The 23,050-nt window shown below is 64.3% G+C and carries 23 protein-coding genes and 1 tRNA gene; 21 read left to right on the plus strand and 3 right to left on the minus strand.

Annotated features, from left to right (window positions below):
* Positions 1 to 328 precede the first annotated feature (328 nt).
* From BEP01S_RS08595 to BEP01S_RS08645, 12 genes are all read left to right on the plus strand, one after another.
* Positions 329 to 1,858, plus strand: coding sequence for an alanine/glycine:cation symporter family protein (locus BEP01S_RS08595; RefSeq protein ID WP_062242242.1), 1,530 nt, complete (start codon positions 329 to 331; stop codon positions 1,856 to 1,858).
* A 112-nt stretch (positions 1,859 to 1,970) separates the two neighbouring features.
* On the plus strand, positions 1,971 to 2,288 hold the full coding sequence (locus BEP01S_RS08600) for a chorismate mutase (RefSeq protein ID WP_062242244.1): 318 nt from the start codon (positions 1,971 to 1,973) through the stop codon (positions 2,286 to 2,288).
* A gap of 246 nt (positions 2,289 to 2,534) precedes the next feature.
* Positions 2,535 to 2,843: a 50S ribosomal protein L21 gene (rplU, locus tag BEP01S_RS08605; protein ID WP_025776790.1), complete on the plus strand. Its 309-nt coding sequence runs from the start codon at positions 2,535 to 2,537 to the stop codon at positions 2,841 to 2,843.
* A 15-nt stretch (positions 2,844 to 2,858) separates the two neighbouring features.
* Complete coding sequence (gene rpmA / locus BEP01S_RS08610; RefSeq protein ID WP_025776788.1) at positions 2,859 to 3,110, plus strand: 50S ribosomal protein L27; 252 nt, start codon at positions 2,859 to 2,861, stop codon at positions 3,108 to 3,110.
* Positions 3,111 to 3,211: 101 nt separating this feature from the next.
* Complete coding sequence (gene obgE, locus BEP01S_RS08615; RefSeq protein ID WP_062242246.1) at positions 3,212 to 4,777, plus strand: GTPase ObgE; 1,566 nt, start codon at positions 3,212 to 3,214, stop codon at positions 4,775 to 4,777.
* Positions 4,774 to 5,940, plus strand: coding sequence for a glutamate 5-kinase (proB, locus tag BEP01S_RS08620; RefSeq protein ID WP_062242248.1), 1,167 nt, complete (start codon positions 4,774 to 4,776; stop codon positions 5,938 to 5,940). The genes obgE and proB overlap by 4 nt, the downstream gene beginning before the upstream one ends.
* Before the next feature lie 3 nt (positions 5,941 to 5,943).
* Positions 5,944 to 7,233 carry a glutamate-5-semialdehyde dehydrogenase gene (locus BEP01S_RS08625; RefSeq protein WP_062242252.1) on the plus strand — a complete coding sequence of 430 codons (1,290 nt, stop codon included), beginning with the start codon at positions 5,944 to 5,946 and terminating at the stop codon, positions 7,231 to 7,233.
* A 176-nt stretch (positions 7,234 to 7,409) separates the two neighbouring features.
* Positions 7,410 to 7,571 (plus strand): hypothetical protein, encoded by a 162-nt coding sequence (locus BEP01S_RS16815; protein WP_155807341.1) that lies wholly within the window; start codon positions 7,410 to 7,412, stop codon positions 7,569 to 7,571.
* Between the two features lies 1 nt (position 7,572).
* Positions 7,573 to 8,178, plus strand: a complete 606-nt coding sequence (gene nadD / locus BEP01S_RS08630) for a nicotinate-nucleotide adenylyltransferase (protein ID WP_035319614.1) — start codon at positions 7,573 to 7,575, stop codon at positions 8,176 to 8,178.
* The gene (locus BEP01S_RS08635; RefSeq protein WP_062242253.1) at positions 8,171 to 9,649 is read left to right on the plus strand and encodes a hypothetical protein; all 1,479 of its coding nucleotides are present in this window, start codon (positions 8,171 to 8,173) and stop codon (positions 9,647 to 9,649) included. The genes nadD and BEP01S_RS08635 overlap by 8 nt, the downstream gene beginning before the upstream one ends.
* 52 nt (positions 9,650 to 9,701) lie before the next feature.
* Positions 9,702 to 10,079, plus strand: coding sequence for a ribosome silencing factor (gene rsfS, locus BEP01S_RS08640; protein ID WP_039210764.1), 378 nt, complete (start codon positions 9,702 to 9,704; stop codon positions 10,077 to 10,079).
* Entirely contained in the window at positions 10,076 to 10,672 is a 597-nt protein-coding gene (locus tag BEP01S_RS08645; protein WP_062242255.1) for a histidine phosphatase family protein, read from the plus strand. The genes rsfS and BEP01S_RS08645 overlap by 4 nt, the downstream gene beginning before the upstream one ends.
* Before the next feature lie 94 nt (positions 10,673 to 10,766).
* On the opposite strand, the gene BEP01S_RS08650 is transcribed toward BEP01S_RS08645, so the two are convergent.
* Positions 10,767 to 11,906 (minus strand): glycosyltransferase family 4 protein, encoded by a 1,140-nt coding sequence (locus BEP01S_RS08650; protein ID WP_244882165.1) that lies wholly within the window; start codon positions 11,904 to 11,906, stop codon positions 10,767 to 10,769.
* A gap of 122 nt (positions 11,907 to 12,028) precedes the next feature.
* On the opposite strand from BEP01S_RS08650, the gene BEP01S_RS08655 reads away from it, so the two are divergent.
* The 6 genes from BEP01S_RS08655 to BEP01S_RS08680 are packed head-to-tail and all read left to right on the plus strand — an operon-like array spanning position 12,029 to position 17,930.
* Positions 12,029 to 15,067, plus strand: coding sequence for a DUF4040 family protein (locus tag BEP01S_RS08655; protein WP_062242257.1), 3,039 nt, complete (start codon positions 12,029 to 12,031; stop codon positions 15,065 to 15,067).
* Positions 15,064 to 15,396 (plus strand): sodium:proton antiporter, encoded by a 333-nt coding sequence (locus BEP01S_RS08660; RefSeq protein WP_062242259.1) that lies wholly within the window; start codon positions 15,064 to 15,066, stop codon positions 15,394 to 15,396. The genes BEP01S_RS08655 and BEP01S_RS08660 overlap by 4 nt, the downstream gene beginning before the upstream one ends.
* Entirely contained in the window at positions 15,393 to 16,910 is a 1,518-nt protein-coding gene (locus BEP01S_RS08665) for a monovalent cation/H+ antiporter subunit D family protein (RefSeq protein ID WP_062242261.1), read from the plus strand. Before BEP01S_RS08660 ends, BEP01S_RS08665 begins: the two co-directional genes overlap by 4 nt.
* Positions 16,907 to 17,284 (plus strand): Na+/H+ antiporter subunit E, encoded by a 378-nt coding sequence (locus BEP01S_RS08670; RefSeq protein ID WP_306306259.1) that lies wholly within the window; start codon positions 16,907 to 16,909, stop codon positions 17,282 to 17,284. The genes BEP01S_RS08665 and BEP01S_RS08670 overlap by 4 nt, the downstream gene beginning before the upstream one ends.
* Positions 17,281 to 17,541 (plus strand): monovalent cation/H+ antiporter complex subunit F, encoded by a 261-nt coding sequence (locus BEP01S_RS08675; protein ID WP_062242263.1) that lies wholly within the window; start codon positions 17,281 to 17,283, stop codon positions 17,539 to 17,541. The genes BEP01S_RS08670 and BEP01S_RS08675 overlap by 4 nt, the downstream gene beginning before the upstream one ends.
* Positions 17,541 to 17,930 carry a cation:proton antiporter gene (locus BEP01S_RS08680; RefSeq protein ID WP_062242264.1) on the plus strand — a complete coding sequence of 130 codons (390 nt, stop codon included), beginning with the start codon at positions 17,541 to 17,543 and terminating at the stop codon, positions 17,928 to 17,930. Before BEP01S_RS08675 ends, BEP01S_RS08680 begins: the two co-directional genes overlap by 1 nt.
* Positions 17,931 to 17,977: 47 nt before the next feature.
* Here BEP01S_RS08680 and BEP01S_RS08685 read toward each other — a convergent pair whose 3' ends face one another.
* Positions 17,978 to 18,700, minus strand: coding sequence for an alpha-ketoglutarate-dependent dioxygenase AlkB family protein (locus BEP01S_RS08685; protein ID WP_062242267.1), 723 nt, complete (start codon positions 18,698 to 18,700; stop codon positions 17,978 to 17,980).
* Between the two features lie 97 nt (positions 18,701 to 18,797).
* Positions 18,798 to 20,009, minus strand: a complete 1,212-nt coding sequence (locus BEP01S_RS08690) for an NAD(P)/FAD-dependent oxidoreductase (RefSeq protein WP_062242269.1) — start codon at positions 20,007 to 20,009, stop codon at positions 18,798 to 18,800.
* A 163-nt stretch (positions 20,010 to 20,172) separates the two neighbouring features.
* Between BEP01S_RS08690 and BEP01S_RS08695 the strand changes: the two genes are divergently transcribed.
* The 3 genes from BEP01S_RS08695 (at position 20,173) to BEP01S_RS08705 (ending at position 23,004) form a co-directional block, all read left to right on the plus strand.
* A tRNA-Ala gene (locus BEP01S_RS08695) sits at positions 20,173 to 20,245 on the plus strand.
* A gap of 120 nt (positions 20,246 to 20,365) precedes the next feature.
* Complete coding sequence (locus tag BEP01S_RS08700; protein WP_082018992.1) at positions 20,366 to 21,718, plus strand: GH1 family beta-glucosidase; 1,353 nt, start codon at positions 20,366 to 20,368, stop codon at positions 21,716 to 21,718.
* Positions 21,715 to 23,004, plus strand: a complete 1,290-nt coding sequence (locus tag BEP01S_RS08705; RefSeq protein ID WP_083532631.1) for an MFS transporter — start codon at positions 21,715 to 21,717, stop codon at positions 23,002 to 23,004. Before BEP01S_RS08700 ends, BEP01S_RS08705 begins: the two co-directional genes overlap by 4 nt.
* The last annotated feature ends 46 nt before the right edge of the window (positions 23,005 to 23,050 follow it).

Consider the following 23,050-nt stretch of genomic DNA (forward strand, 5'->3'; position numbering starts at 1 on the left):
TGAGCGCCCTGGGACCCATAGTGCCCGTTGGGATTCGTCACAGCCTCCGCACCGGGGTATGCCGAAGGCTGACCGTGGCCGGATTGGATGTGAGTGCTCGGATCTCCGCTGGGAATCGGGCCTCGATCGGCGGATGAGTTGGGGGTTCGAGGCGGCCGCTGACCTGGTTGCTGAGGGTTCTGAGTCATGTTCCCAGTTTAGGCCAGTTGATGAGACACGAATCTCAAATGGCCGCAGAGCCCCCTGTTTCGTAACGGTTCGATAACTGAAAGCGTTCCATAAGCTGGAACGCTTGAATGTGACACAAGTCTCAGTAAGTTGTCTCACTATGAACAATCTTCATATCTCAGCAGCGCCGGTCTCTCCGGTCGACGATGCCATCAACTCATGGTTCGAACCGATCGCGACGTGGTTCGGCAGCGTCATCTTCTTTCCGATCACCATCGGATCGATCTCGTTTCCCTTCGTCGTCCTGTGGCTGATCTTCGCGGCCGGGGTCTTCACCGTCTACTTCGGCTTCATCCAAGCTCGAGGGGCGAAACTGTCGCTCGAGATCATCCGCGGCAAATTCTCCTCGAAGTCCGACCCGGGCGAAGTCACTCACTTCCAGGCTCTCGCCTCCGCGCTGTCGGGTACCGTCGGTCTCGGCAATATCGCCGGTGTCGGTGTGGCTATCGCCCTCGGCGGTCCAGGTGCGACCTTCTGGATGATCATCGCCGGTCTCTTGGGCATGTGCACGAAGTTCGTCGAATGCACCCTCGGAGTGAAATACCGTGAGATCGACGAGAACGGGGTGGTCCACGGCGGACCATTCAAGTATCTCCCTGTGGCCTTCCGCCGCTTCTCCAAGCCGGTGGCCACGGTGCTCACCGGACTGTTCGCCATCGCCATCCTCATCTTCGGCATCGTCGGCGGCGGCATGTTCCAGGCCAATCAGACCTTTGCCCAGGTCCGCACGGCCACGGGCGGCGACGACGGGATCCTCGCCGGGCCCTTCGCCTCGCTCATCTTCGGAATCATCTTCGCAGCGCTCGTCGCCCTGGTCATCCTCGGCGGGATCCGTTCGATCGCGAAGGTCACCGACAAGCTCGTTCCCGGTATGGCCATCTTCTACGTCATCTCATGTCTCCTCGTGCTCGGGCTCAACTTCTCGAACATCCCGGCCGCTATCGGTGAGATCTTCGCCGGGGCGTTCAACCCGCAGGGTGTGGCCGGCGGCATTGTCGGAGTCATGATCATCGGCTTCCAGCGTTCGGCGTTCTCCAACGAGGCCGGCATCGGATCGGCACCGATCGCCCACTCGGCGGTCAAGACCCGCCGTCCGATCTCGGAGGGATTCGTAGCACTCCTCGAGCCCTTCATCGATACGGTCGTCGTCTGCACCATGACGGCGCTGACGATCATCGTCGCCAATCAGGCCTCCTACCGAGAGGACCTCGGCGCCGGTGAGATCGGGGGCGTGGCCCTGACTTCGGACGCCTTCTCGACCGTCGCCTCGTGGTACCCGGTCCTGCTGGCCATCGCTGTCGCGCTGTTCGCCTTCTCGACCCTCATCACCTGGGCGTACTACGGAGAGCAGGCATGGAGCTACCTGTTCGGCAATGCGAAGGCCAGCGTCACCGTCTTCCGCACACTGGTCTGCCTCTTCGTCGTCGTCGGCTGTGTGGCGACCTTCTCGAAGGTCGTCGAGTTCGCGGACGCCGCACTCTTCATGTGTGCCTTCATCAACATCCTCGGCCTCTACATGCTCATGCCGGTGGTCAAGAAGGAGATGAAGAAGTACCTCGCCGACCGCAAGGCCGGAACATTGAACGACCCGGACACGACCGACGCGGTCCCGGTCGACCAGCCCGCCTGAGTCTCAATCTCCTCTTCGAGGTGAGGGGGGCAGCCACTATCAAGGAACACTGTGCGCCGCGGCCATTCGGACGCGGCGCACAGGTGTATTCGAGCATCGCTAGACTGGGTGCGTGGATGAGAACAGATACGACAGAACACGCGCAGTCGAATGGCTGCAGGAGCTGCGGGGCAGCATCGACAACATCGATGCCTCCCTCGTCCATCTTCTGGCCGAGCGCTTCAAACTCACCGAACGCGTCGGCGAGCTCAAAGCCGACCATGGTCTGCCTCCAGCCGATGAGTCCCGGGAGGCCCGGCAGGTCGCCCGGCTGCGGGAACTCGCCGAGGAGTCCCACCTGGATCCCGAGTTCGCGGAGAAGTTCCTGGCGTTCATCGTCGCCGAGGTCATCCGTCGGCACGAACGCATCGCGGAGTCGCGCGAGAGCTGAGCGGGAGCGCTGTGGAGCTCGCATTCTCCGCAGGTGAACGAGAGATGGCTCACAATCTGCAGATCGGCCGCCGAACATGGGAGATGGGTTTGCCGATGGTGTGTTCTCTCGATTAGAATTGATCGTCGGTGCGCGTGAAGCACCACGGCTGGTGATTCCTCTCAATGGGATGTCTGCAGGATCCGTTCTGCGGCAGCCAAGGGACAACCGCCGTTCGTTTGTTTTCAACAGAAAGAGGGTTCGACCATGGTCTACGCCATCGTCCGCGCCGGAGGCCACCAGGAAAAGGTGAGCGTCGGCGACATCATCACAGTCAACCGAATGAAGGCGAAGGCTGGAGACAGCGTCGAACTCGATGCCGTACTTCTTGTCGACGGTGAGACGGTCACGACCGATCCCGACGCTCTGGCGAAGGTCTCGGTCAGCGCTGAGGTCGCCGGTGAACTCCGCGGTCCCAAGATTGTGATCCAGAAGTACAAGAACAAGACCGGGTACAAGAAGCGTCAGGGCCACCGCCAGGACCTCACCCGTCTGAAGATCACGAACATCAAGTAAGAGGAGACTTCTCACATGGCAAGCAAAAAGGGAGTCAGCTCGACCCGCAACGGTCGCGACTCGAACCCACAGTACCTCGGCGTGAAGCGCTTCGGCGGCCAGGCCGTCAAGGCCGGCGAGATCATCGTCCGCCAGCGCGGAACCAAGTTCCACCCCGGAGCCAACGTCGGCCGTGGAGGAGACGATACCCTCTTCGCTCTGACTGCCGGCGCCGTGGAATTCGGCACCCGCAACGGTCGCAAGATCGTCAACATCGTCGGAGCCTGATCCTTTCCGGATCCGTTCCGTCGTCAATATGATCTCTCCCTGAACGAGGGAGCATGAAGGGTGAGTCGAACGACTCACCCTTCATCTGATATAAGGACATTATGGCCACCGAGTTCGTAGACCGTGTCACCGTTCACCTCGCCGCAGGCGCAGGTGGGAACGGGTGTGCCTCGATCAGGCGTGAGAAGTTCAAACCGCTCGGCGGTCCCGACGGCGCCGACGGCGGCAACGGCGGGAACATCATCTTCCGCGTCGACCGTCAGACCACGACGCTGCTTCCTCTCCATCACCGTCCGCATGTGCGTGCCGACGACGGGGGAATCGGCAAGGGCGATCTGCGGCACGGCGCCGATGGACGAGACCTCATCGTCGACGTGCCCGAAGGCACGGTCGTGAAGAACACCAACGGCGATGTCATCGCCGACCTCATCGAGGACGGTACCGAGTTCACCGCCGCTGCCGGAGGCCGCGGCGGACTCGGCAATGCCGCGCTGGCATCGACGAAGCGCAAGGCCCCCGGCTTCGCGCTCCTCGGGGAGCCAGGGCAGAGCCTCAGCCTCGTCCTCGAACTCAAGACGATCGCCGATATCGCCCTCGTGGGTTACCCATCGGCGGGCAAATCAAGCCTCATTGCCGCGCTTTCTGCCGCGAAGCCGAAGATCGCCGACTACCCGTTCACGACGCTCGTGCCCAACCTCGGGGTCGTCCAGGCCGGGGACACGCGCTACACGGTCGCTGATGTTCCGGGACTCATTCCCGGCGCATCGGAGGGCAAGGGACTCGGCCTCGAGTTCCTCCGCCACGTCGAACGCTGCGCCGGTCTCGTCCATGTCATCGACATGGCCACCTGGGAGCCCGGACGCGATCCCGTCTCCGACCTCACGATCATCGAATCCGAGCTCGCCGCCTATGCCGTCGACCTCGATGACGGCAGCGGACTCCTGCCGCTCTCCGATCGCCCGAAACTCGTGGCGCTGAACAAGGTCGATATTCCCGACGGCCGAGATCTCGCCGATATCGTCCGTCCCGACCTCGAAGCCGCCGGCTATCGGGTCTTCGAGATCTCAGCCGTCAGCCATGCCGGTCTCCGGGAGCTCTCGTTCGCCATGGCCGAACTCGTGCTCGCCGAACGGGAACGTCGCGCCGAGCTCGAAGCGACACCGCAGCGCATCGTCATCCGTCCGAAGGCCGTCGACGATCGCGGCTTCGAAGTCCGTTCCGAACGATCCTCCGACGGACCGCTGTTCCGAGTCCTCGGCGACAAGCCTCGGCGATGGGTGCAGCAGACGGACTTCGGCAACGACGAAGCAGTCGGCTACCTGGCCGACCGGCTCGAACACCTCGGCGTCGAAGAGGCGCTGTTCAAGGCCGGTGCCAAACCCGGTGACACGATCGTCGTCGGCGGAGACGACGGTGTCGTCTTCGACTGGGACCCCACGACCGTCGGCGGTGCCGAGCTGCTGGGCTCCCGCGGATCGGACGCCCGACTCGACGAGGATGCGCGAGCCACACGCAAGGAGCGCAAGGCGGCCTATCACGAGAAGATGGACGCGAAGGCCGCGACGCGGGCCGAGTTCGAACAGGAGCGCTTGGCCGAACGCTCTCACCGCGAGAGCAGCCAGGGTGCGCCCGCGACGCGGTCTGCTGAGGGAGCCGAAGAGGAGTGAGCCCCGCGGTTCAGGCGGGCTCCTCCGCAGCGTCTGTGCGTGACGACATCGCCCACGCCCGCCGTGTCGTCGTCAAGGTCGGTTCGTCCTCTCTGACGACGATCGACGGCGGACTCGACGAGGCCAAACTCATCGCCCTGACCGATGTCATCGGGGCTCACCGGTCGGCCGGTCACGAAGTCATCCTCGTATCCTCCGGAGCGATCGCGGCGGGGCTGGAGCCGATGGGGCTGAAGAAGCGTCCCCGTGATCTGGCCAGCCAGCAGGCAGCCGCCGGGGTCGGTCAGGGACTGCTCATGGCCGCATACACGCGCGCTCTCGGTCGCTTCGACCTCGTCCCCGGTCAGGTCCTGCTCAGCGCCGATGACCTGATCCGTCGGACTCGGTACAAGAACGCCCAGCGTGCCATCGACAAACTCCTGGCCCTGGGCACCCTGCCCATCGTCAACGAGAACGACGCCGTAGCCACCGAGGAGATCCGTTTCGGAGACAACGACCGCCTGGCCGCGCTCGTCGCTCACTTGGCGCACGCCGATGCGCTCGTGCTGCTGTCCGACGTCGATGCGCTCTACTCCGGGCCTCCGGATCTGCCCGGTTCACGGCTGATCGACCGCGTGCACGGACCCAGCGACCTCGACGAGCTCGCCATCGGCGGCGTCGGGACGGCAGGCACCGGCACCGGCGGAATGGCCACGAAGGTCGATGCCGCCATCATGGTCGCCGATTCGGGAATCCCTGCTGTTCTGACCTCGGCTCCGCAAGCCGCCTCGGCGCTGGCCGGGGAGGGCGTCGGCACGTACTTCGCGGTCACTCACAAGCGTCGGGGCACCCGCCTGCTGTGGCTGCGCCATCTGGCCCGGACGTTCGGCACGGTCACGATAGACCGAGGCGCCGAGACCGCAGTGCTCTCGCGCGGAACCTCACTGCTCGCCGCCGGCGTCACCGCCTGCAGCGGGAACTTCGAGGCGGGTGACCCGGTCGAGATCCGCAATCTCGACGATGAGGTCATCGCGCGCGGAATGACGAACTTCTCCTCGGACGAGCTGCCGCTGATGTTCCGCGCCACGACGGAGGAACTTGGCACCCGTCTGGGAAGTGACTACCGTAAAGAGGTCATCCATCGAAACGATCTCGTTCTCACACAGGTGAGCGGGGGGAGATAGCCCATGACAGCAGCAGCCGAGATCCACCCGAAGACCGTCCGCGGAGTCACCCGCATCGTGCGCAACGCGAAGGCAGCCTCGAGTCTGCTGGCGACGACTTCGACCGCGGAGAAGAACGCGGCGCTCGGTGCCATCGCCGAGGCCCTGCGCAGCAACACCGACCGCATCGTCAAAGCCAATGACGCCGACATCGCCGCCGGCACCGAGAACGGGATGAGCGAGTCACTGCTCGACCGTCTGCGCCTCGACGCCGATCGCATCGCAGCGATCGCCGATTCCGTCGAGGACGTCATCGACCTCGCCGATCCGGTCGGCAACGTCGTCGTCGGACGCACCCTGCCCAACGGCATCCGACTCACCCAGAACCGGGTGCCGATGGGCGTGATCGGCGCGATCTACGAAGCTCGTCCGAACGTCACCGTCGATATCGCCGTCCTCGCACTCAAATCCGGCAACTCCTCGGTCCTGCGCGGCGGTTCGGCCGCACAGAACTCGAATACGGAGATCATCTCCATCCTCCGCAGGGCCGTCGAATCGGCGGGCCTGCCGGTCGACTCGATCAGCGGCATCGACCAATACGGACGGGAAGGCGCGCACGTGCTCATGCACGCCCGCGACTACGTCGATCTGCTCATTCCCCGAGGCGGCGCCGACCTCATCAACATGGTCGTGCAGGAATCGATCGTGCCCGTCATCGAAACCGGTGTGGGCAATGTGCACATGTTCATCGACTCCACCGCCACGGTGAAGACCGCCGTCGACCTCGTCCTCAACTCGAAGACGCACCGCCCGAGCGTGTGCAACTCGCTGGAGACGCTGCTCGTCCATGAGAAGGCGGCGAAGCGTGTGCTGCCGAAGATCCTCGAACGCCTCGACGGTGCCGGAGTCATCGTCCATGCCGACTCCGACGTCTCAGCACTGGCGCCGGCGGGGATGAAGGTCCGACGAGTGTCCAGGCGCGACTGGGCCAAGGAGTACCTGGGACTGGAGATCGCCATCAAGCTCGTCTCCGGGATCGAAGAGGCCATCGACCATATCCGCGCCTACAGTTCCGGCCACACCGAGGTGATCGTGACGAAGGACCTCGACAACGCGGACACCTTCGTCACCGCCATCGATGCTGCAGCTGTGGGAGTCAACGTCTCCACACGATTCACCGACGGGGGAGAGCTGGGCTTCGGTGCGGAAGTGGGCATCTCCACGCAGAAGCTTCATGCTCGCGGTCCGATGGGACTCGAGCAGCTGACCACCACGAAGTGGGTGATGATGGGCAACGGCCAAGTCCGTTCCTGAGTCAGAATCGGCTCCGAGACTCCATGATCCGGGCATGAACAGCCCGACCAGGGGAGATATCGGAGGAGGAAGAAGTCATGTCGATGCCGGATTCCCCGGTCGTTCATGAGAAACTGAGAAGGTAATGACCCCGATGCGCTTCATGCGCCTCGGATCACTGAGTAAGGAGAAATGACGTGAACGCAGCCATTATGGCCGCCGCAGCCGAAGGCGGGGAGCACGCAGCCCACGTCGAGCTGCCGATGGATCCGATCTGGTACGGACTCATCACCCTGGCGATCTTCATCACGATGGGCCTTGTGTCCCGGTCGTGGAAGGGCATCTCGCACCGCCACTGATATGGCAGAGCACAGACGCAGAGTCGGTGTCATGGGCGGCACCTTCGACCCCGTCCACAACGGCCACCTCGTCGCGGCAAGTGAGGTTCAGGCGACCTTCGACCTCGACGAGGTGGTTTTCGTCCCCACGGGACGGCCGTATCAGAAGGACGTCGAAGAGGTCAGCAGCGCCGAACACCGGTACCTGATGACAGTCATCGCCACGGCATCGAACCCGCGGTTCACTGTCTCCCGCGCCGATGTCGACCGCCCCGGCCCGACCTACACGATCGATACGCTGCGTGACCTTGCCCGCAGCTACGGTCCCGACACCGAGTTGTTCTTCATCACCGGCGCGGACGCTTTGGCTCAGATCTTGACGTGGAAGAATGTGGATGAGCTGTTTTCCCTGGCCCACTTCGTCGGGGTCAGTCGGCCCGGTCACGAACTCCACGGTGAGGGACTGCCCGTTGATCGACTGAGTCTCGTGCAGATCCCTGCGCTGGCGATATCGTCCACGGATTGCAGACAACGGGTGATGGATGGTGCACCCGTCTGGTACCTCGTACCGGACGGCGTAGTGCAGTACATCGCGAAATACGAGTTGTACAGGAGTGAGAATGGCTGAGGAGCAGTTCACGTCACGTCGAGCACGGCGAGAAGCCGAGAGGCTGGCGGCGGAACAGGCGTTCGAAGCACGAGAGGTTCCTGAGCAGCCGAAGGAGGCTCCGAACTCTCGCGCCGGACTCCTCAGTCCGCTGCCCCCGAAGAAGCCCGATGCAAAGCCCGTTGCCGAGAGCAGTGATGACACCACCTCGCGCATCGACCCCGAACCTTCGCCGCGGACCAGCCACGAACGCGGTGCTCTGGCATCGGACCACCCGCAGGAGTCTCGGCCGCCGGTGCATGCCGAGGATCGTCTCGACCCGACGCGGGACCCGCTGCCGCACTTCCAGACACGTGCTGAGAAGAAGCGGTATCTGCGCGAACACGGACTCTCGCTGTACGGCGATCTGTCCACCGGCGCACTGCCGGTTGTGGCCGATGAGAAGGAACTGGCCGAACGCCAGGCTGCGGCCGAAGGTCGCCTGACCGGACCGATTCCGGAAGTCTCGGATTCGGGATCCGCGGACTCGACCTCGGATTCCGCGAAGTCGGAATCAGACGCCGTTGACGCGAAGGCCTCGGCCAAGACTCCGGACACATCGTCGTCCGATTCGAAGCCGGATGCGAAGACCGTCGGGACCGAGCACGAGTCCTATGACACCGCCGGTTTCGGTGGAGCCACCGAAGAGGTCGCGGCCCGCGACTTCGAAGCCCCTGTCACTCCTTCCTCGGCTCCGCGTCCGACGACACTGGACAGCGAACCCTATGACGCGCTGTCGATGCCGTACTCGGCCCTTGACGGTGACGCTCCGGCACTCGGCACCGAAGCTTCCGAGAAGCAGCCTGCAGAGTCCGGCGAGAAGTCTGCACCTGCCGGTCGCGCTGATGCTGAGAAGCCTGCCGAGCCTGCTGAGAAAGAGAAACCTGCCGTCCAGGCTGATGAAGACAAGCAGGCCGACAGCGCTGACGATGTCAAGTCCTCCGACAAGACCGGAGAGACCGACCCCGCTGACGATGCCGAGCCGACGTCCCGGTCGCGTCGGATGCCGATCGTGCAGCCGCCCTCGACGTCCGGAGTCCGTGTCGTCACCGCCGCTTCGGCACAGATCCCCGAAGTCGATGAGACGCGCAAGGCAGATGCCAGTGGTTCGCAGACGCCGGACTCCGGTCGTGTGGACGAGACTCGCTCCGGCGGTGCCGACGAAGCGGCCGGTGAAGAAGGCTCCGATGATGCGGCACGTGCCCTGGCGGCCAACCCGGAGACCCGGCCGATGGACGCAGTTCCCGAGGCCTGGTCGCTGCCGAACGCCGACTACGAAGAAGAGGAGACCGTGAACCCTCCCGGTTCACGCATCCGCGCCAGCTCGGTGACCGGGCACGACGGGCAGATCCTCATGGGCGAAGAGCCCTCGAAGATGCCCTATATCGTCCTCGGCGTCGCAGCGTTCTTCGCGCTGGCACTCATCGTCATCGCCCTCGTCATGTTCATGTGAGCATCACTTGGTGCCCACCACCTCCACAACCGCATCCATGCGAAAGGATCTTGTGAGCGAGATCGCCGAATCCACCCAACTGCTTCGAACCGCCGCCAAAGCCGCGGACGAGAAGCTCGGAACCGACATCATCGGCCTCGATGTGAGCTCCACGCTCTACATCACCGACGCGTTCCTCATCGTCTCCGCCGACAACGAACGCCAGATCGGTTCGATCATCGACGCGATCGAACAAGAGGTGCAGCTAGTCCACGACCGCACCCCTCTGCGCCGCGAAGGTCGAGGAGGGGACTGGGTGCTGCTCGACTTCGGAGAGATCGTCGTCCACGTCTTCTCCGCCGAACAGCGCGAATACTATGCCCTCGAGCGGCTGTGGAAGGACGTCCCGGTCATCGATCTGCAGCTGCCCGAACCCGGTTCGGACGCATGACGAAGACCGTTCTGTTCTGGCGTCACGGACAGACGGACTTCAACGTCGCAGGTCGCTTCCAGGGACAGTCCGACGTCCCCCTCAACGACACGGGCCGAGCACAGGCCGAGCAGGCCGCGCATCGCCTTGCCGAACTCGGACCGGAACTCATCGTCTCCTCGGATCTTTCGCGCGCCGCTGCGACCGCCGACAGCCTGGCAGCTGTCGTCGGTCTCGAACCCCTTCGCGACGAACGGCTGCGTGAGACCGCCTTCGGTGAGTGGGAAGGCTCCACCCGCGCCGAGGTGGCCGAAACCTGGCCGGACGAACTCGCCGAATGGGCCTCCGGAGCCGATATCGCACCGCCCGGCGGTGAGTCCCGTTCCCAATCGGGCAGCCGAGTCGCAGCCGCCATCACCGACATCGTCGAGTCCGCCGAAGCATCGACGATCGCGATCGTCGCCCATGGTGCGGTGCTGCGTGGTGCCGCCGAGATGCTCCTGGAGATGAATGGGACCGGACGCCTCGGCGTCCTCGGCAACTGCGGACACGGAGAGCTCGGCTACACCGGCGACCAATGGGTTCTGCGCAGTTGGGGCACGCTCTCCCACTGAGTTGTTCGGTCGCACCGCTGCGGGCTCGGCCATCGGCTGAACGCGCCCTTGCGGAACCCGAGGCGGTCACCCGTGCATCAGTGTCCGCTCGGACTCAGCCGTCGCTCTTGCGGTCGGCAGCGACTGATCTGATGAGGTCGACCAGCGAGTCTGCCGACTTCGCCCAATCGAAGACCTGTGACTGACGCCTGCCGGCTACGGACTGTTCGGCCCACCTGTCGGCATCGGTGAGCCGCTCGATCGCGTGCGCGATCGAGCGCGGATCTTCCGGGTCGAAGTATTCGGCCGCCTCAGCGGCGATCTCTCGGAAGATCGGAATGTCCGACACGGCCACGGGCACTCCCTTGGCCATCGCTTCGATGACGGGCAGACCGAAGCCCTCCTCCCGCGAGGCCGTGACGAGGGCCGTCGATTCGTCGAGTAGTCGTGCATACTCCTCATCGCTGATCCCCCGATGGAAGACGACCTTCGCCCGGTCGGGAATGAGGGCTCGCAGCTGAGCTTCCCTCCGGCCTTCGATGCGGCTGGCGATGTGCAGGGTCCACCCCGGCAGGTGCTCGAGCGCGCGGATGAGGGATTCGACGTTCTTGTACGGCAGGAACGCGCCCATGTAGATGAGTGTCTTCGCATCGTGCCGGTTCACGGTCCGCGCCGGCGCTGCGACCGCCTCGGCGGCATTGGACACGACCTGCACCGGTCGATCCGTCAGCCGGTGGGCGGCGATGAGGTCCTTCGTCGTCTCGGACACAGCCGCAACGGCATCGGCGCGGTTGAGCAGCAGCCGCTGCGGGGCGAAGCTCAGGTGATACGCCCGCCACAGCAGTCGGACCGGCAGCGGCAGGTCGCCGGGCGGCTTCGGATGGGAGTAGTAGATGAGGTCGTGGATGGTGAGGATGAGCCCGTACCTGCGACCGAACGAACCCATCGTCTGCATCGTCGAGAACACGACATCGGCTCCCAGCGCATTGAGCTTTCCGGCGATGGCCACCTCGGCGGGCGAGGTGGGATCGTTCAGCTCAACCCACGAACATTCGGGAAGCAGCGCCAGCTGTGCCTGATCGCTGATGATCACGGTGACGTCGATCTCGGTGCCCTCCACGGCTCGCAGCAGGGCGGAAAGCAGACACGAACCGTACCGGGAGATCCCATCGTGATGGGTCGTGCGGGTGAAGCGTGCGTCGAAGAAGACCGACAGCCTCGGGCAGGGGCGAAGGCTCTTTGTGCTTTTGCTCATGGAACTCCGAGTCGATAGTCTGAAACTTCGAAAGTCTGTGTCTGTCAGTATGCGCATTGTTCGATGAAGGATCAGTGAGTGAAGGAATCATCACCTGTGCCCGCGGCCGTTGAGGCCCGGTCATGATCTTAACGCTGATCGCTCTGGCAGCACTCGTCATCCTCACCCCTTTTCTCACCCGTTTTGTAGGCAGGGAGAGCGGCTGGCCGCTCGCCGTCGCCTATCTGGGCGTGGCAGCACTGTTCACCCCCACCGCCGCCGAGGTGATGGCCGGGAAGAATCCCGAGATGTCGTATCCGTGGATTCCCAGCCTCGGTGTGGATCTGGCACTGCGAGCCGACGGCATCGGCGTCGTGTTCACCTATATCGCCCTGATCATCGGGGCCGTCGTGTTCGTCTATTCGACCCGATACCTCAGCCCCGGACGCAACACGAGCTTCTACTGGCTGATGGTGATCTTCACCTTCTCCATGGTCGCGCTCGTGCTCACCAACGATGTGCTCGTCCTGTTCGTGTGCTGGGAGCTGACCTCCCTGGCATCGTTCTTCCTCATCGCCCGATCCGGTTCCCCCGGGCAGGCACCGGCCCTGCGAACGATGTTCTTCACCTTCATCGGCGGCCTCAGCCTACTGGTGGCCACCGGAGTCATCATCGCTGTGACCGGGACGACGAACCTCGCCGAGGCGATCAGCTCCCCGGTGTGGGCGGGCCAACCCGAGGTCACGACGCTTGTGGCTGTGCTCGTCGGCGTCGCAGCCATGACGAAGTCCGCTCAATTCCCGTTCCACCCGTGGCTGCCAGATGCGATGGCAGCCGCCACCCCCGTGTCGGCTTATCTGCATGCTGCCGCCGTCGTCAAAGCCGGCATCTTCCTCATGCTCCGGTTCTCTCCGACGTTCCACGCCACACCGGCATGGAACGTGTTGCTCATGACGGCGGGACTCCTCACTGCCTGCCTAGGCGGCTGGTTCGCGCTCAACCAACATGACGTGAAGAAGCTCATGGCCTATTCGACGGTGTCCCAGCTGGGTCTCATCACCGCCGTCATCGGTGTCGGCACCGAGGCCGCGATCGCCGCCGCCACGCTCCACGTCATCGCACACGCACTGTTCAAGTCCGGTCTGTTCATGATGGTCGGAGTCGTCGACCACCTTGCCGGCACCCGCGACCTGGCGCGGATTCCGAAGCTCATGCGCACCGCCCCGGCGGCGTTCACGGTGATGATCATCGGCTGTGCCTCCATGGCCGGTATCCCGCCGCTGTTGGGCTTCGCATCCAAGGAGGCCCTGTTCACTGCGCTGGGGGAGACCCCGGGCGGGCCTTGGACCGGTTGGGTGACTCTGCTCGTCGCCGTCGGCGCATCCGTGCTCACCTTCGCCTACTGCGCGAAGACCGTCTGGGGCAGCTTCATCGACGGCCGCGAACCCGAACCACGTCGCATCCATCGCGGTTCACCCGTCATGCTCATCGCAGCGGCCCTGCCGATCCTGGCCTCGATTCCGCTGAGCTTCGTTCTCTTCCTCTTCGACACTCCGCTCGACCACGTGGTGCGAGCGGCGGTGCCCAAGGCCGCGGAGCCCGTCCACCTGGCGCTGTGGCATGGTTTCAACGTCGAACTGCTTGCCTCGGGGCTCATCATCGCCGTCGGCATCCTCATCGTCTTCCGTCGGTCCCGCGTCTTCGTCTTCTTCCACAAGGCCACCCTTCCCTTCGACGGTTCCGACGTCATCGATGGTCTGAACGCGGGACTCAAGAGGCTGGGACATGCCCTGTCCGCCTTCGTCCGTCCGATGAACTCCGGACCCTACCTCGCGCTGTCCCTGGGCGGGCTGAGCGTGCTCGCCATCGGAGCGATTCCCGTCGTCTTCGCCGATCTGCCCCCGCTGCAGGAGAACCTCAGCCGTCCCGTGGATATCGTCCTGCTCATCCTCATCACCGTGGCGGTGCTCGTTCTGTGCACCTCGCATTCGCGACTGACCACTGTGGTGGCGCTGTCTGCCATCGGCATCCTCGCCACTGTGCAGATCCTCGCTCTCGGCGCCCCCGACGTCACGCTGACGCAGCTGCTCGTCGAAGCGATGACGATCATCGTCATCATGCTCGTGCTCCAGAAGCTGCCCCGTTCGTTCTGGAAGTACCCGAAGCGCAAGCAGACACCGCGTGTGATCCTCGCGATCATCGTCGGCGCGAGCGTCACCGGACTCACTCTGGCGCTCAACGGCCGCCGGGAGCGCTCGGACCTCGGACAGTACTACCTCGACCATGCACCGGAGATCAGCGGCGGCAAGAACATCGTCAACACCATCCTCGTCGAGTTCCGTGCCCTTGACACGCTCGGCGAGCTCACGGTGCTCGGTATGGCCGGAATCGCGATCGTTGCGGTGATGTCGACGGTCAAGGACAAATTCCTCGACCCGCCCGCAGAGAACATTCCCGAGCCGCCGCGCCCGCCGTGGGTCTCCATCCGGCCCAAGGGCACGACCGCATACCGTGCCGTGCACGAAGCCTGGCCGAATGTCATCCCGCTGCAGCTGACCCTGAAGGTCCTCGGCCCACTGCTCGCGATCAGTTCTCTGCTCATCTTCTGGCGCGGCCACAACTCTCCCGGCGGCGGATTCATCGCCGCCCTAGTCGGAGCGGCCGTCATCGGACTGGCCTATCTGTCGACCCCGAAGGACCGGGCGATCGGACCGCCGCGAGCACCCTTGTACCTCATCGGTTCGGGCGTCGCCACGGCGGTGGTCACGGGTATCATCGGCCTGCTGTTCGCCGGTTCGTTCCTGCAGCCGATGCACGCCGAATTCGCCGGCCAGCACTGGACGACGTCGATGCTCTTCGACGTCGGCGTGTACCTGGCTGTGCTCGGGCTCATGCTGCTCTCCTTCAACCTCCTCGGCGTCTCCGATTCGGCCGCGACTCCGGCCGGTGATGATGTGCTCACCAACGGCATCATCCGCCGCGATGTCGAACGCACCCGCGAACGAGCCGATGAGCTGCTCTACGGTGAGCTCAGCGGGCCGATGGAAGCCATCCGCGGGGAACGCCCGAACCCCAGTCGCCGCCTCACCGCTGAGGAAGCCAAAGAAGCGAAGGTGCGGGCGAACTCGACGCACATCCTCTATGGGGACCCACCAGCCGACGGAGACGAGGAGGAAGCATGATTCTGGCACTGACCATCGGCGTCCTCACCGCCGGCGGCGTCTACCTGATGATGCAGCGGTCCATGGTCCGCGCGGTCTTCGGACTCACGCTCATCTCCCATGCCGCGAACTTCATCCTGCTCTCAGCCGGTGTCGGCGCGTGGAGAGGCGAACCTCTCGCCGGGAGCGGGGATCTCGCCGAGGCGGCCGATCCGCTGCCTCAGGCCTTCGTCCTCACCGCGATCGTCATCACCCTGGCGGTGACGATCTTCATGCTCGCCTTGGCCGTCCTCGGCCATGACGACGACCAGAAACGACATCCCGAGACAGGGGAGGAGCGCGACTCATGATCTCAGCCCTGCTCCTGCTGCTCATCGGCATTCCGCTCCTGGCCTCGGCCCTGAGCGTGCTCATCACCTCACGCACCTTCGACCGTCTGCTGCTGTTGGCTGTGCCCGTCCTCGTCGGCGGCAGCGGCATCGCTCTGCTCGGCGTGCACAGCAGCACACCGGTGATCGCCCATTCGGTCGGCGACTATGTTCCGGGACTGGCGATCGTGTTCGTTTCGGACACGTTCACCGCACTCATGCTGGTGCTCACCTCTCTCGTGGCCTTCGTCAGCAGCCTGTTCCTGATCTCCACCGGCGAGGACCAGTACCGGTTCGTCCCTGCGCTCATCCTCATGATGCTCACCGGAGTCTACGGTGCTCTGCTGACAGGGGATCTGTTCAACTTCTTCGTCTTCGTCGAAGTCATGATGCTGCCCGCCTACGCCCTCATCGCCGTCACGGGCACGTGGCGCAGGCTCGGCATCGGCCGTCTCTACGTGATGGTCAACCTGCTCACCTCGACGATGCTGCTCATCGGCGTCGGCTTCGTCTACGGTGCGACCGGCACCGTCAACCTCGCCGTCCTCGCCGATCAGGGGCGTCCGACCGGTCAGGCGGCGATCGCCCTCGGAGTGGTTCTGCTCTCGCTGATCATCAAGGCCGGCGGCGCACCGTTCCACGGTTGGCTGGTCCGCAGCTACCCGAACACCTCGGCGGGCATGATGTCGCTGTTCTCAGGCCTGCATTCGAAGGTCGGCCTCTACGCGATCTACCGCATCTACACCACTGTTTACGGGGACCCCGCGCCTTGGGCCACCGTCATCCTCACCATCGCCGTGGCCAGCATCCTCATCGGTGCGATCTCCGGCTTCGGGCAGGCCAGAGTGCGCAATGTGCTCGGTTTCCAGATGACAGCCGGAGTCGGCCATATCCTCCTCGGCGTCACCCTCCTGACCTCAGCCGCCCTCGGTGCTGGTGCCTTCTACATGATCCACCACATGATCACGATGTCAGGGCTGCTGCTCATCATGGGCGCGGTCGAACAGGCCTACGGCACCGGTTCGTTCCACAGGCTGTCCGGACTGGCCTCCCGCGAGCGTTGGGCGACCATCCTGATGATCCTCGGACTCTTCTCGCTCGTCGGTCTGCCGCCCACCTCGGGACTGTGGGGCAAGGTCGGCCTCATCACCGCCGCCACAGACACCGGCGGCGGCTTCGGCTGGATCCTGGTCGCCGCGATCGTGGTGGGAGCGATCATCAGCCTGCTGGCCCTGCAGCGCACGTGGCGCAACACCTTCTGGGGACCGCCGATGCAGACGTACCGTCCGGATTCCGCCGAGACCGGCCGAGCTCCGGCCGAGCCGATCACGCGCAGCGTGCGCATCCCCGCCCGACTGCTCGTGCCTGCCACCGTGATGATCGGAGTCTCCGTCGCGCTCTTCGCCTATCCTGAACCGCTGCTCGAACTCACCCACCGCGCAGCCGACGGTCTGCTCGACCACAGTGACTACATCCAGGCGGTGATGACGCCATGATGCGTCTCATCCACGGCATCTCCTACCTGTTCTTCATCATCTGGGCGATCATCACCGGTTCAGCGACCATCGTCGCGCGACTCTTCCGCCCAGATTATGCGGAGCCGATGATCGTCGAACTTCCGCTGCGGTGCGCCACGGATCTCGAGGTCACTCTCTTCGCCTCATCCATCACCATCACGCCCGGCACCCTGGTCACTGCGATCGCCGCCGGCACGTCGACGACTCCACCGGTGATCTTCGTCCATGCTCTGTTCGAAGACTCCGAGGAATCGGCGTTGGCCGGGCTCATCGACATGGAATCGCGCCTGCTGTCCATGACCCGTGGTCGGGCCCCCGGACCGCATGCCGAATCGTCAGGAGGTCGCTCATGATCGTCGTCGTCAGCATCTGCGCGGTCATCCTCGCCGCGGCCATCATCATCGGACTCGTCCGCGTGCTCACCGCACGCGATCAGGGCTCACGCGCAGTGGTCTCTGATCTCATCTACTTCTCGGCCATCGCCATTGTGACGATGCTCGGCATCGCCGTGTCTTCGTCGATCGTCCTCGACGTGATCTTCCTGTCCTCGATGGTCGGCATCCTCGCGACGATCGCCCTGTCGCGCATCCTTACGAGGGGGCACCGCTGATGAACGAAACCTTGGCCACGATCCTCGTCGGGATCTTCGGCATCACCGGGTCCCTGCTGCTTCTCGCCTCCGCCCTGGCGATGTTCCGCGTGCGGGATGCGCTGTCGAGGATCAATGTGTTCTCTCCGGCCACGGGGCTGGGGATGCCGCTCATCGTCATGGCCGCCTACGTCTTCGACCTCTACTCGTCCGGGTTTTCCTGGGTCTCGTTGATCATGGCGATCATCGCCGTGCTGTGCCTGATCATCGTCTCGTCCGTCGCGAGTAACACCCTTGCCCGGTCGGCGCTGCTGTCCGGACAACCGGTGTACCGCAAGACCTCACCGAACCGACTGGCAACGCCCCCGGAGGGTGTCGTCGACGTCGATCCCGACGCACAGGATTCCTGAGCCGGCCATGTCAGCTGGGTCCGCCGGGCGATATGGATCGCTTGAGGTCAGTCCCGTCCGGTCGTGCGCATCGTGATGTTGATCCTGCCCCCGCCGAGGTGGTCCAGCCGTCCCGCATCCGGTGCGGTTCCCGGTTGGATCGACTTCACCCCGTGATAAGCGAACCGGGCAGGTCCGCCGAAGACGAAGGCATCACCTGACGCCAGTCGCAGATCCTCGAAGGGACGGTTGCGGGTCTCCGTGTTGCCGAACCGGAAGAGGCACGTATCGCCCAATGACAGGGACACGACGGGGGCAGGATCGAATTCGTCTTTGTCCTGGTGCATGCCCATCTTCGCGTGATCGTCGTAGTAGTTCACGAGCGCCACATCGGGGTGGTAGCCGGCAGGATCGAAACCCCAAGCGGCAGCGGTTCCCGGGGCGAAATCAGCACTGTCGTCGACGACCGTGACCGCGGACTGCAGCACCTGCCGACCCAGACGGGTCATCCAATCGGGGAAGGGCAGCACCACCTTGTCGTTGACGTCGACGGCGCGTCGATCGTAGCGACCGGGCTGCCAATGCCAGCCCAGACCGATCGTCGTCACACTCATCGGATGGCCCGCGATCGTCGTGGCATGGGGTGGAATCGGGCCGGACTGCCAATCGGCGTAGCGGGCGATGATCCACTGCTGTGCCTCGGCGGTGAGGAAGCCCGGCACCCAAACAGCGCCGGGCGCGACGATTCTCGGTCGGCGGTCGAAGGCCTCATCGGCGAAGAGCGAATCCATGTCTACCAGGATGCCAGAGCAACACAGAAACCGCGGGGCCGGTGACAGTCTGTCACCGACCCCGCGGAGGCATCGTTCGAGGGCTGATCGACGAGGTTCAGAGTTCGCCGACAGGCACCTGTTCGTTTGCGAGGCGATCGGCGGAGACCTCCTTGCCGACGAGGGCACGGAGCTCGTCGCCGTAGTCCCAGACATTGACGTTCATCGCCGCGGAGACCTTGCCGTCGCGGAGCCAAAACACGATGAACTCGCCGCTGGACTTATCCCCGCGGATGACGACGTCGTCCTCAGGACCGCCGCGACCGACGTATTCCATCCCGAGGTCGAACTGGTCGGTGTAGAAGTAGGGCTGCCAGTCGTAGGTCTTGGTTCCGCCGCTGATCGTCGAGGCCGCGACCTCGGCCTGGCGCACTGAGTTGTCCCAGTGCTCGACGCGCAGACGTTCGCCGCGCAGAGTGTTCTGCGCATTCGCGATATCGCCGATCGCCAGCACATTGCCGTCCGAGGTGCGCATCTGCTCGTCGACGACCACACCGTTCTCAGTCGTCAGTCCCGCAGAGGAGGCGAGATCAACGGCGGGACCTGCGCCGATGCCGACCACCACGAGATCGGCTGGGACGCTTCCGGCAGACGTTTCGACAGCCTCGACCGCTGAATCACCGGTGAACGCGGTGGTGTTCGCGTTCTTGAGGAAGTTCACTCCGTTCTTGCGGTGCAGATCCTCGAAGTATTCTCCGAGCTCCTGTCCGAGGACGGCAGAGAGCGGGGGAGCGTCGGTGTTGAGGATGACCGTGACATCGCAGCCGTTGGACTTGGCCGCTGCCGCGACCTCGAGGCCGATCCAGCCGCCGCCGATGACCGCGACCTTCTTGCCGTCGCCGAACTGGGACCGGATGGCCACTGCATCTCCGGCATCGCGGAGAGTGTGGATGTTGCCAAGCTGAGCGCCAGGGACATCGAGCGTGCGGGGTACCGCTCCGGTGGCGAGGATCGCCTGGCCGTAGGACAGCTCCTGACCGTCATCGAGGGTGACCTTCTGCGCACTTGTGTCAAGGGCGGTCACCGAGGTGCCGAAGTAGGTCGAGACGTCTTGAGCGGAGTACCAATCTTCGCCTCGGAGAGCTGATTCCGCAGGATCCGAACCCTCGATCATCACCTTCTTCGACAGGTCCGGCCGATAGTACGGAGCCGCAGGGTCGGCGCCGACGAGTGCGATCTTCGCCGTGTAGCCGGCGTCGCGCAGCGATTCGACCACTGTGCCTCCTGCGAGGCCTGCGCCGATGACGACTGTTCCGAATTCTTCTGCCATTGTCGGTCCTTTCGTAGAGGGGGACTCACTTTCGACTGTACTCGCGAAGATCGAGGGTCTCCACCGGACCCGTCCCAGGTGACATGCTGTGCCGATGGCAACATGTCTGCGGGCCGCGATTTTGATCGAGACCCGGGTGGAGGCGTAAGCTGAAACCGGAAGAGGGGCTATAGCTCAGTTGGTAGAGCGCTTCGTTCGCAATGAAGAGGTCAGGGGTTCAATTCCCCTTAGCTCCACGTATGAGGCTCGGAACCGTGAGGTTCCGAGCCTCTTCTCTGCATACGAGCTTCTGGCTACCCGGGCTGACCAGGAACTGAACTGTTGCAGGCCCTCACCATCCGTGACATATTCGGTTCATGGTGGGGAAACTTCCAAACGACGCCGACGCTTTGGCCGGAATGCACTTCTCCGCGGCCACAGCAGCATTCCAGATCGAAGGGGCACGCACCGCAGCCGGTCGCGGACGCAGCATCTGGGATGACTTCGTCGATGCACCGGGCAATGTCATCGACGGCAGCCCTGCCGAACCGGGCCCCGACAGCTTCCACCGCTTCGACGAGGACATCGCACTGCTCGCCGGCCTCGGCGTCGATCGGTACCGCTTCTCTATCTCCTGGACCCGAGTCATCCCGAACGTCGGCACAGACGCCTCGGTCAACCCTGCCGGACTCGATTACTACGACCGCCTCGTCGACGGACTGCTCGCCGCCGGGATCACTCCGGAACCGACTCTCTACCATTGGGACCTGCCGGTCGCACTCGAAGCCAGCGGCGGGTGGCTAAACCGCGATACGGTCCACCGCTTCGGTGACTATACGGAGGTCGTGGCCGACCGCCTCGGCGATCGTGTCCGCCACTGGTACACGATCAACGAACCCGCTTCGACATCACTGCAGGGATACGCCCTGGGGGAGCTGGCCCCCGGACAGACTCTGCTCTTCGAAGCCCTGCCCACCGTCCACCACCAGCTGCTGGCACACGGGATCGCCGCACCCATCCTGCGGGAGAACGGCGCGGTGCAGGCTGCCCCGACGCTCAACCACAGTCTCATCCTTCCTGCCTCCGAAGCCGCCGACGACCAAGCCGCGGCAGGCCTGCTCGACGTAATCCACAACCGGCTCTTCACCGACCCGCTGCTGCTGGGAACCTATCCCGACCTCAGCGCCTTCGGCGTCGAACTGCCCATCGAGGACGGTGATATGGAGCTGATCTCTGCACCGAATGAGGTCTATGGCTTCAACTACTACAACCCCACCACGGTCCGCGCCTCTGAAGGACCACTGCCGTTCGAGATGGTGCCCACGCCCGGAGCGCCCGTCACCGGGTTCGGTCCCATGTGGCCGATCCGCCCGGATACGATGCGCGACTTCCTCATCGACATGGCTCGGCGCTACGAATCCGCATTGCCGCCGATCATCATCACCGAGAACGGGGCCTCGTTCCCCGAACCGGACACCACGGACACGGAGATCAGCGATTCCGATCGGATCGACTATCTGCGCGACCACCTCGGCGCGGTGATCGAGGCGAAAGAAGCGGGTGTGCGCATCGACGGATACACCGTCTGGTCGCTGTTGGACAATTTCGAATGGGCCGACGGGTGGAGCCAGCGCTTCGGCCTCGTCCACGTCGATATGCGCACAGGAACGCGGACGCCCAAGGCGTCCTTTCGCTGGTATCGGGACCTCATCTCCGCGGCGCGATCATGAGCACAGTCAGCCCTCCACCTCACCGAGGCGGCCCCGCCGCTCGAGCACGAGTCTCGGTCGGGTGGATGGTGTGGTTCACCCTCGCCTGGCTGGCGATCTGGACGGTTCAGCTGACACCGATCCAACTCCTCCTGCCGCTCCAACTCGACACTCAGAGCGGACACTGGATCGACGGAGTCGTCTGGTCAGGGCTCGTGCTCTCCGCCGGAGGATTGGCCGGAATCATCGCAGCACCCATGGCCGGAAGGCTCTCCGACCGCACCCGGTCCCGCTTCGGCAGGAGGCGTCCCTGGGCGATCGGGGGATCGGTGCTCGCCGCACTCGGTCTCGTCCTCACCGGCAGCGCAGAAGGGCCGGTGCTGGTCGGTGCCGCCTGGCTGGTCACCTCGGTAGGAGTTTCCGTAGCATCGTCGGCGCTGACCGCACTCATCGCCGACCAGCTCGATGACCAGCGCGGTGCGGCGTCGGCCGCGGCAAGCTCGGCCCAAGCTGTCGGAGTCGTCGTCGGTGTTGCCGCGATCGTGCTGTTGGGTCTGAGCACGGGCGCGTCCTACACGGTGCTCGCCGGGTTCATCTTCGTCGTCGGCACTCTCACCGCGATCCTGCTGCCCGATCCGCCGCTGCCCCATGAAGCCGTGCTCGAGTTCCACGCCCGTCGTGAACTCATCCGGCCGCGAGTCTCCTCACTTCTCGACCCGAGCTTCACTCGTCTGCTCGTCAGCCGCTTCATCGTCAACGTCGGCAATGCCTTCGGCACGTCGCTGCTGCTGTTCTTCCTGCTCTACGGCATCATGATCCCCGCCGCCGACGCCGAGAACAGTCTGCTCATCCTCATCGTCATCTACACCGTCTTCGTGGTGACCGCCTCGATCCTCGTCGGCATGGTCACGGACAGACGAGGAAGCCGACGACTCTGGACAGCCGTGTCGGCGCTCGTCCAGGCCTGCTCCGGAGTCATCATCCTCATCAGCCCGAACTTCACCACAACAGCGGTGGCAGCCGGAGTCATGGGCGCCGGATACGGCGCGTATATGGCCGTCAGCCTCGCACTCGCCACCGACCTGCTGCTCGACCCGGACGATCACGCCCGTGACCTCAGCCTCGTCAACAGCTCCGCGAATCTCGGACAGCTGATCGGTCCGCTCCTGGGCGCCGGACTCGTCGCCCTGGTCGGCGGGTTCTGGCTGATCTTCGCAGCGGCCGCAGCCGTCTCCGTGCTCGGGGCCGGACTCACACTGACCGTGCACCCCTCACGTGCGGTGCTGCGAGCGCCGCAACCAGACTGACGGATCACGACACAGTGATGAGAATTCTGCTCCGGCGTCGCGATCC

The sequence above is a fragment of the Brevibacterium epidermidis NBRC 14811 genome, assembly GCF_001570805.1.
In the GTDB taxonomy this organism is placed as follows: domain Bacteria; phylum Actinomycetota; class Actinomycetes; order Actinomycetales; family Brevibacteriaceae; genus Brevibacterium; species Brevibacterium epidermidis.

Excerpts from the sequence above, each read along its gene's own strand:
- BEP01S_RS08635 (WP_062242253.1), top strand. The coding sequence starts at position 8,171 with ATGGCTGAGGAGCAGTTCACGTCACGTCGAGCACGGCGAGAAGCCGAG.
- BEP01S_RS08690 (WP_062242269.1), bottom strand. The coding sequence starts at position 20,009 with ATGGCAGAAGAATTCGGAACAGTCGTCATCGGCGCAGGCCTCGCAGGA.
- BEP01S_RS08625 (WP_062242252.1), top strand. The coding sequence starts at position 5,944 with ATGACAGCAGCAGCCGAGATCCACCCGAAGACCGTCCGCGGAGTCACC.
- BEP01S_RS08645 (WP_062242255.1), top strand. The coding sequence starts at position 10,076 with ATGACGAAGACCGTTCTGTTCTGGCGTCACGGACAGACGGACTTCAAC.
- rpmA (WP_025776788.1), top strand. The coding sequence starts at position 2,859 with ATGGCAAGCAAAAAGGGAGTCAGCTCGACCCGCAACGGTCGCGACTCG.
- nadD (WP_035319614.1), top strand. The coding sequence starts at position 7,573 with ATGGCAGAGCACAGACGCAGAGTCGGTGTCATGGGCGGCACCTTCGAC.
- BEP01S_RS08665 (WP_062242261.1), top strand. The coding sequence starts at position 15,393 with ATGATCTCAGCCCTGCTCCTGCTGCTCATCGGCATTCCGCTCCTGGCC.
- BEP01S_RS08685 (WP_062242267.1), bottom strand. The coding sequence starts at position 18,700 with ATGGATTCGCTCTTCGCCGATGAGGCCTTCGACCGCCGACCGAGAATC.
- BEP01S_RS08700 (WP_082018992.1), top strand. The coding sequence starts at position 20,366 with ATGGTGGGGAAACTTCCAAACGACGCCGACGCTTTGGCCGGAATGCAC.
- obgE (WP_062242246.1), top strand. The coding sequence starts at position 3,212 with ATGGCCACCGAGTTCGTAGACCGTGTCACCGTTCACCTCGCCGCAGGC.
- BEP01S_RS08650 (WP_244882165.1), bottom strand. The coding sequence starts at position 11,906 with ATGAGCAAAAGCACAAAGAGCCTTCGCCCCTGCCCGAGGCTGTCGGTC.
- BEP01S_RS08660 (WP_062242259.1), top strand. The coding sequence starts at position 15,064 with ATGATTCTGGCACTGACCATCGGCGTCCTCACCGCCGGCGGCGTCTAC.
- BEP01S_RS08655 (WP_062242257.1), top strand. The coding sequence starts at position 12,029 with ATGATCTTAACGCTGATCGCTCTGGCAGCACTCGTCATCCTCACCCCT.
- rplU (WP_025776790.1), top strand. The coding sequence starts at position 2,535 with ATGGTCTACGCCATCGTCCGCGCCGGAGGCCACCAGGAAAAGGTGAGC.
- BEP01S_RS08680 (WP_062242264.1), top strand. The coding sequence starts at position 17,541 with ATGAACGAAACCTTGGCCACGATCCTCGTCGGGATCTTCGGCATCACC.
- BEP01S_RS08595 (WP_062242242.1), top strand. The coding sequence starts at position 329 with ATGAACAATCTTCATATCTCAGCAGCGCCGGTCTCTCCGGTCGACGAT.
- BEP01S_RS08670 (WP_306306259.1), top strand. The coding sequence starts at position 16,907 with ATGATGCGTCTCATCCACGGCATCTCCTACCTGTTCTTCATCATCTGG.
- BEP01S_RS08705 (WP_083532631.1), top strand. The coding sequence starts at position 21,715 with ATGAGCACAGTCAGCCCTCCACCTCACCGAGGCGGCCCCGCCGCTCGA.
- BEP01S_RS08675 (WP_062242263.1), top strand. The coding sequence starts at position 17,281 with ATGATCGTCGTCGTCAGCATCTGCGCGGTCATCCTCGCCGCGGCCATC.